A 6,328-nucleotide genomic window follows, 5' to 3' on the forward strand; every position below is an offset into this window, starting at 1 on the left:
ATCAAGAAGCTGACAGGGCGAAGTACCACCTCGCTCTCGCTGGCTGAGGTGCTGCGGACGGTCAACCCGGTCCTTCGCGGCTGGGCGGCCTCCTTTCGCTACGGCGCTCCCACGCGGCCCTTCGCCTACCTGCTCTGGTACGCCTGGTGGCAGCTCACCCCCGGGCGTCCCCCGCAAACACCAGCCCCTGACCCGCCCCCCGAACCGCCGCCCCCACCACGGGGCCGTCCGGGCCGCAGGTCGTCCGGGTCGCGGTGACCGTGCGGGACGGGAAGGCGCGCACCGCGCAGCGGCGCGTGAAGGTGCCGCGCGGCGCCGTCGTCGAGATCACCGTCACCGGCGACACCGCCGACGAGTTCCACCTGCACGGCTACGACCGCGAGTTGCAGATCACCCCCGGGCGTCCCGCCACGCTGCGGTTCACCGCCGGCACGCCCGGCGTGTTCGAGGCCGAACTGCACCACTCCGGTGCCCGCGTGTTCGAACTGCAGGTCGGATGAGCGCGGCCGCCGCGCTCATCGCCGCGTGGAAAAGGCCCCGCCTGCACCCGGGCGCCGGGCGGCCGCTACCGGCGGTGCTCGCCCGCGTCCTGGACGCGCCCGCCCCCACCCTCGCCGGACGCGCCCTGGCCCTGGCCGCGGCCGGGTTCGTCGTCGCCGTCGCGTTCGCCGGGCCGCCCGCCGCCGACGCCAACCTGGCGCCGTGGGCGCTGTTCGTGACGTTCTGGGTCGGGCTCGTCCCCGCCAGCGTCCTGCTCGGGCCGGTGTGGCGGCGCGTCAACCCGCTGCGGACCCTGCACGCCGCCCTGTGCCGCGCCACCCGCACACCCCCGGCGGGGCGCCGCCCGCTCCCGGCCCGGCTCGGGTACTGGCCGGCCGCCGCGTGGCTCACCGGGTTCGTGTGGCTGGAACTGGTCGCCCCGGACCGCTCCGACCCGCGCGTCGTCGGGACGCTCATTCTCGCCTACGCCGCCGCGAACACGGCGGCGGCCTGGTGGTTCGGCCGCGACTGGTTCACCCGCGGCGACGGCTTCGAGGCCTACTCCAGCCTCCTGGCCCGCCTGTGCCCGGCCGGGCGGCGCGGCGACGGGACGCTGGTGTGGCGCACCCCGCTGACCGGCCTCATGACCGGCGCCCCCGAACCCGGCCTCACCGCCGCCGCGTGCGTGCTCATCGGCTCCACCGGGTTCGACGGCGTCACCCGCACCACCTACTGGCGCGACAACGTCGACCCGTCCAGCGTGTCCGCCGGGACGCTAGGCCTCGCCGCCGCGATCGGCGCCGTCACGCTCCTGTACGTCGCGGCGCTGCGGCTCAGCGCGCGGCTGACCGGCCAGGACCCGGCCGTCCTGCCCGGGCGGTTCGCCGCGACACTGCTGCCGATCGCGCTCGGCTACACCCTCGCCCACTACTTCTCCTTCTTCGTCCTGGAGGGCCAGACCACGTTCATCCTCGCCAGCGACCCGTTCGGGACGGGCGCGGACCTGCTCGGCTCCACCGGCAACCGGATCGACTACGGCCTGGCCGGGCCGGTGCTCACCGCGCAGGTCCAGGTCAACGCCATCGTCCTCGGCCACATCGCCGGGACCATCGCCGCGCACGACCTCGCCCTGCGCGGCCCCGGCCCCGCCCTGCGCGGGCAGCTCCTTGTCGCCGCCGTCATGGTCGCGCTCACCTGCGCCGGGCTGTTCGCCCTGCTCAGCGGCTGACCGCTTGCGCCGCTCCACCTCCCTGGCCGCGACGCCGACCGCGATCAGGACCGGCACCGCGAACTTCGCCGCCGCCGCGGCCGCGCCCGCCCACGACGGCGCCGAGACGTCCGGCAGGCCGGGCCAGGGGACGTCCGGCCACGGGATCTCCGGCCACGGCGGCGACGGCGGGTCGATGTCGGGGAGCCGCACGTCCGGCCGCGGGACCCGGTCCAGCAGCACCTTCACCAGTGCGCCCAGCCCCAGCAGCGGGAACAGCACCCGCGCCGTCGCCGCCGCCACGTGCCGGGAGGCGTAGACCGCCGGATGCGCCCGCGCGAACGCCTCCCGCCGCGCCGCCCGCGTCCCCTCCGGCGGCGCGAACGCCACCGGCTCCCCGCGCTTCCCGCCGTCGCCGGGCTTCTCGTCATCACCGCGCTTCGGCGGGGTCAGCGCGCAGCGGGCGGCCTGCCCGTCGAGGAGGCCGCGGACGTCGAACGCGACCACGACCTCCTCGTCCCCGTACGGCAGCGTCGCCTTCGGGAAGCCCGCGGCCTCCGCCGCGCGCTCCCCGTCGACGTACAGGCGCGCGGCGTGGTCCCAGCCGGTGCGGCCCGTCTCCAACTGCAGGCGGTGGCCGTCGTGGTCGAGCGTCCAGCGGCCCGCGGGCGCGCCGCTCGGCGAGATTCCCCCTGTCATGCCCCCCATGCTCGCCGCCGCCCGGCGGCCTTCCCAACGCCCGAACGGCGACGGGACCGTAGACCAAAGTCGATGATCAGGTCTCGAAGCTCCAGCGGGTCGCGCCGAACGGCTCCACCGTGCTGAGCGCCACCACGGTGCGGAAGGTGAACCGGTACACGTGCCACGGCGGCGGGCCCGCGCTCTGCGCGCTGAACGGCGCGGTGAAGGCGTCCCCGTCGACCCGCGCGGGCCAGCCGCCCTCCCGGTAGCCGGCGGCGACCGGCTCCAGCACGGCCGGGTCGGTGACGCGCTCGGCCGTCCCCTCCAGCACCACGTCCCCGGTGGGCGTGCGGATCGACAGGGTGCACGCCGGGTTCGCCGCCAGGTTCCGCGACTTGCGGGTGCCCGGCCCGCTGACGAAGAAGATGTCGCCGTCCCGCCACTGCGGGCCGATGCCCGCCGAGTGCGGGCGCCCGTCCGGGCGGACCGTCCCCAGGAACGCCGCGGTCTCCATCTTCGGCAGCGCCGCCACCAGCGCGTCCCGGACGCTCTCCCACGCCAGCTCCCCGGCGCCGTAGATGTCGAGGTCGCGGGCCTCGACGGGTTCGCGGTCGGTCATCGTCGTCCTCCCTCACTTGCTTGTCATGGTGCAGACCGCGCGGCGCCGGCGAACTCATCGGCGCCCGGTTCCCTAGGGTGGGGATCATGGCTCCTTCGATCGCCACCGCCGACCGTGTCGGCCGCCCGGAACTGCTCGACTTCCTGCGTCCCCGCCACCACGCGCTGCTGTCCACGGCCCGCGCCGGCGGGCGCCCCCAGATGTCCCCGGTCACCTGCGGCGTCGACGGCCAGGGCCGCATCGTCATCTCCGCCTACCCCGAGCGCGCCAAGGCCCGCAACGCCCGCCGCGACCCGCGCGTGTCGGTGTGCGTGCTGTCGGACGACTTCAACGGCCCCTACGTCCAGGTCGACGGGACCGCCGAGGTCATCGACATGCCCGCCGCCGCCGACGCCCTCGTCGACTACTACCGGTGCATCGCCGGGGAGCACCCCGACTGGGACGAGTACCGCGAGGCGATGCGCCGCCAGGACAAGTCGCTGATCCGCGTCACCATCGACCGGTGGGGCCCGATCGCCACCGGCGGGTTCCCCGCCCGCCTCGCCCCCGGCGGCTAGCCCGCCCGGTCCGCGGTACCTGACAGAGGGTGTCAGCTTCTCCTGGAAGCGTGGGGTGCGTTCCGACGACGAAGGAGTTGCCCCATGACCGGTATCGCGGAGTTCGCCGCCGTCACCATCGACTGCCCGGAGCCGCCCGCCCTCGCGGCGTTCTACGCGGCGCTCACCGGCGGCGAGGTCACCTACGACACCGCCGAGGCCGCCGCGGTCAAGCTGCCCGGCGGCCCGGACGTCTACTTCCAGGGCGTCGCCGGGCACCGGGCGCCGACGTGGCCCGAGGGGGAGCGGCCCCAGCAGTTCCACCTCGACCTCTACGTCGACGACCTGGACAAGGCCGAGGCCAGGGTCGCCGAACTCGGCGGCGCCACGCTGGGGTTCCAGCCCGGCGGGGGCCGCTGGCGGGTCCTGGCCGACCCGGCCGGGCACCCGTTCTGCGTGTGCCTGCGGCAGGGCTAGCCGGCGCGGCGGGGCGCCCCCTGCCGGGGGGCGTCCCGGGCCGCGGTGCGAGGATGGGGGCCGTGACGGACGACAGCGGCGCCGTCCCCGGCGGGCGGGCGGAAGGGGACGGCCGGCCCAAGCCGGGGACGCAGACCGTGGACCGGTCGGTGGCGGTGCTGCGGTCCTTCGAGGGCGCCGCCCGGCAGACCCCCACCGAGATCGCGCACCGGCTCGGGCTGTCGGTCAGCACCGCGCACCGCATCGTGCACGCCCTGCACGCCACCGGGATGCTGGCGCAGGACCCGGCGACCGAGCGGTACTTCCTCGGCCCCACCACCGCGATCCTCGGCGGCCTGGCGCTGGAGCGGATGGGCGCCACGCTGCTGCGGCCCGAGCTGACCGCGCTGCGCGACGGGACCGGCGAGGCCGTCAGCCTCGGCGTGCGGGCCGGCGACGAGGTCGCGGTCCTGCTGCACCTGCCGTCGGCGCATCCGCTGCGCTACGACCGGCCGCCCGGCGACCGCGACCCGATCCACACCTGCGCGATGGGCAAGGCGCTGCTGGCCTGCGGCGGCGACCCCGTCGCGATGGCCGAGCCGTTCCGCCGCTACACCCCCGCCACCCTCACCACCCGCGGCGAACTGGACGCCGACCTGCGGCGCGTCCGCGACCGCGGCTACGCGCTCAACGACGAGGAGCGCCTGGTCGGGGTCCAGGCGGTCGCCGCGCCCGTCCGCGACGGCGGCGGCCGCGTGTTCGCGGCGGTCGCGCTGCAGGGCCCCACGGTCCGGTTCGGCGACGACCGGCTCCCGGGACTGGCCGAGGCCGTCCTCGCCGCCGCGGGCCGCCTCACCGACCTGCACCGCCACCTGTCCTAGCCGGCGAGCTCGTCCAGCGGCCGGGTGTAGGCGAGCCGCCGTGCGGCGGCGGTCATCGAGCCGAGCCGGGCCACCTCCCGCAGGATCCGGCCCCGGTGCGGGTCCAGCATCCCCGCAAGGTATCGACCACGCTGATGGGACGCCCAGAAAACCGTACTTTGTGCTATGTGACGGTGGTGCACGACGATCGGTGCATGACCCTCACCGTTGCCGAGGCGCAGCGCGAGTTCAGCGCCGGCGTCGCCTACCTCAACACCGCCACCTACGGGCTGCCGCCCCGCGCCGCGCACGAGGCGATGCTCGCCGCCGAACGCGACCGGGCCGCCGGGCTGATGGTCCCCACCGACCTGGACGAGGCGGTCACCCGGTCGCGGGAGGCGTTCGCGCGGCTGCTCGGCGTCCCCGCCGCGCGGGTCGCGTGCGGGCCGCAGGTGTCCTACTTCGTGGGGCTGGCCGCGGCGTCGCTGCCCGCCGGGACCGAGGTCCTGGTCGCCGACGGCGACTTCACCTCGCTGCTGTTCCCGTTCGCCGCCCGCCCGGATCTGACCGTCCGGTCGGTGCCGCTGGAGCGGATCGCCGAGGAGGTCCGCGCCGGCACGGGCGTGGTCGCGGTGTCGGCGGCGCAGTCCGCCGACGGCCGCATCGCCCCCATCGACGACCTGATCGGCGCGGCCCGCGCGCACGGCGCCCGGATCCTGCTGGACGCCACCCAGGCCGCCGGATGGCTGCCGCTGCCCGCCGGCCGCGTCGACTGGCTCGTCGCCGGCGGCTACAAATGGCTGCTCGGCCCCCGCGGCACCTGCTTCCTCACCGGCACCGCCGAGGCACTGGACGCGCTGCCGGCGATCGGCGCCGGCTGGTACGCCGGCGCCGACATCTGGGACTCGGTCTACGGGCTGCCGCTGCGCCTGGCCGGCGACGCGCGCCGCCTGGACCTGTCCCCGGCCTGGCAGTGCTGGGCCGGGCACGCCCCCGCCCTGGAACTCCTCGGACGCGTCGGCGTCGAGGCGATCCACGACCATGACGTGGCGCTGGCCCGCCGGTTCGCCGCCGGGCTCGGCCTGCCGCCCGGCGACTCGGCGATCGTCGCGGTGACCGTCCCCGACGGCACCGCCGAACTGCTGCGCCGCAACGGCGTCATCGCCACCGTCCGGGCGGGGCGGCTGCGGTGCGCGTTCCACCTCACGACCACCGACGCCGACGTCGACAAGGCCGTCGAACTCCTCGCCCCCCTCGTCGGCACGTGACGGGGTGAAGTTCTTACAAGGTTCGAACAAGGTGCCTTGACCGGGCCTTCAGGGCCGTCCCGGCCGCGCCGCGCGGCCTACGTTCGTCGCCATGAACGTACTGCTCACCGGGTCGGCCGGATTCATCGGCTCGCACATCGCCGCGGCGCTCACCGCCGCCGGGCACCGCGTCCGCGGCCTGGGCGCCCAGGCCGACGGCCTGGCCGCCCAGGCCGCCGACG

At 76.1% G+C, this 6,328-nt stretch carries 11 protein-coding genes; 9 read left to right on the plus strand and 2 right to left on the minus strand.

From position 1 onward, the window contains the following. From HUX53_RS33340 to HUX53_RS33355, 4 genes are all read left to right on the plus strand, one after another. On the plus strand, positions 1-258 hold a 258-nt coding region (locus HUX53_RS33340; RefSeq protein ID WP_217920212.1), incomplete at its 5' end, for a group II intron maturase-specific domain-containing protein. After that, positions 255-500: a hypothetical protein gene (locus HUX53_RS33345; RefSeq protein WP_176407225.1), complete on the plus strand. Its 246-nt coding sequence runs from the start codon at positions 255-257 to the stop codon at positions 498-500. The genes HUX53_RS33340 and HUX53_RS33345, both read left to right, overlap by 4 nt. Beyond that, positions 497-1,708 carry a hypothetical protein gene (locus tag HUX53_RS33350; protein WP_176407227.1) on the plus strand — a complete coding sequence of 404 codons (1,212 nt, stop codon included), beginning with the start codon at positions 497-499 and terminating at the stop codon, positions 1,706-1,708. The genes HUX53_RS33345 and HUX53_RS33350 overlap by 4 nt, the downstream gene beginning before the upstream one ends. Positions 1,709-1,712: 4 nt before the next feature. Next, a complete protein-coding gene (locus HUX53_RS33355; RefSeq protein ID WP_176407228.1) occupies positions 1,713-2,006 on the plus strand; it encodes a hypothetical protein in 294 nt (97 codons plus the stop codon). A gap of 456 nt (positions 2,007-2,462) precedes the next feature. On the opposite strand, the gene HUX53_RS33360 is transcribed toward HUX53_RS33355, so the two are convergent. After that, on the minus strand, positions 2,463-2,987 hold the full coding sequence (locus HUX53_RS33360) for a pyridoxamine 5'-phosphate oxidase family protein (RefSeq protein ID WP_176407230.1): 525 nt from the start codon (positions 2,985-2,987) through the stop codon (positions 2,463-2,465). Between the two features lie 86 nt (positions 2,988-3,073). Between HUX53_RS33360 and HUX53_RS33365 the strand changes: the two genes are divergently transcribed. The 3 genes from HUX53_RS33365 to HUX53_RS33375 all read left to right on the plus strand — a co-directional run bounded on the left by HUX53_RS33365 (position 3,074) and on the right by HUX53_RS33375 (position 4,860). Continuing rightward, a complete protein-coding gene (locus HUX53_RS33365; protein WP_176407231.1) occupies positions 3,074-3,544 on the plus strand; it encodes a PPOX class F420-dependent oxidoreductase in 471 nt (156 codons plus the stop codon). Between the two features lie 84 nt (positions 3,545-3,628). After that, positions 3,629-4,000 carry a VOC family protein gene (locus tag HUX53_RS33370; protein ID WP_176407232.1) on the plus strand — a complete coding sequence of 124 codons (372 nt, stop codon included), beginning with the start codon at positions 3,629-3,631 and terminating at the stop codon, positions 3,998-4,000. 62 nt (positions 4,001-4,062) lie between these two features. Further along, entirely contained in the window at positions 4,063-4,860 is a 798-nt protein-coding gene (locus tag HUX53_RS33375) for an IclR family transcriptional regulator (protein ID WP_176407233.1), read from the plus strand. Here the strand turns inward: HUX53_RS33375 and HUX53_RS40360 are convergent. Further along, complete coding sequence (locus tag HUX53_RS40360; RefSeq protein ID WP_217920213.1) at positions 4,857-4,970, minus strand: LysR family transcriptional regulator; 114 nt, start codon at positions 4,968-4,970, stop codon at positions 4,857-4,859. The two genes, HUX53_RS33375 and HUX53_RS40360, sit on opposite strands and share 4 nt — an antisense overlap. A gap of 84 nt (positions 4,971-5,054) precedes the next feature. Between HUX53_RS40360 and HUX53_RS33380 the strand changes: the two genes are divergently transcribed. Then, positions 5,055-6,107, plus strand: a complete 1,053-nt coding sequence (locus HUX53_RS33380) for an aminotransferase class V-fold PLP-dependent enzyme (protein WP_176407234.1) — start codon at positions 5,055-5,057, stop codon at positions 6,105-6,107. A gap of 91 nt (positions 6,108-6,198) precedes the next feature. After that, the coding region (locus tag HUX53_RS33385; protein ID WP_176407235.1) for an NAD-dependent epimerase/dehydratase family protein at positions 6,199-6,328 on the plus strand (130 nt) is incomplete at its 3' end.

Origin of the sequence: Actinomadura sp. BRA 177, from assembly GCF_013372625.1 — a bacterium.
Taxonomy (GTDB): Bacteria; Actinomycetota; Actinomycetes; order Streptosporangiales; family Streptosporangiaceae; genus Spirillospora.

Coding starts and splice junctions, on each gene's coding strand:
- HUX53_RS33380 (WP_176407234.1), top strand. CDS start 5,055: ATGACCCTCACCGTTGCCGAGGCGCAGCGCGAGTTCAGCGCCGGCGTC.
- HUX53_RS33350 (WP_176407227.1), top strand. CDS start 497: ATGAGCGCGGCCGCCGCGCTCATCGCCGCGTGGAAAAGGCCCCGCCTG.
- HUX53_RS33360 (WP_176407230.1), bottom strand. CDS start 2,987: ATGACCGACCGCGAACCCGTCGAGGCCCGCGACCTCGACATCTACGGC.
- HUX53_RS40360 (WP_217920213.1), bottom strand. CDS start 4,970: ATGCTGGACCCGCACCGGGGCCGGATCCTGCGGGAGGTGGCCCGGCTC.
- HUX53_RS33370 (WP_176407232.1), top strand. CDS start 3,629: ATGACCGGTATCGCGGAGTTCGCCGCCGTCACCATCGACTGCCCGGAG.
- HUX53_RS33365 (WP_176407231.1), top strand. CDS start 3,074: ATGGCTCCTTCGATCGCCACCGCCGACCGTGTCGGCCGCCCGGAACTG.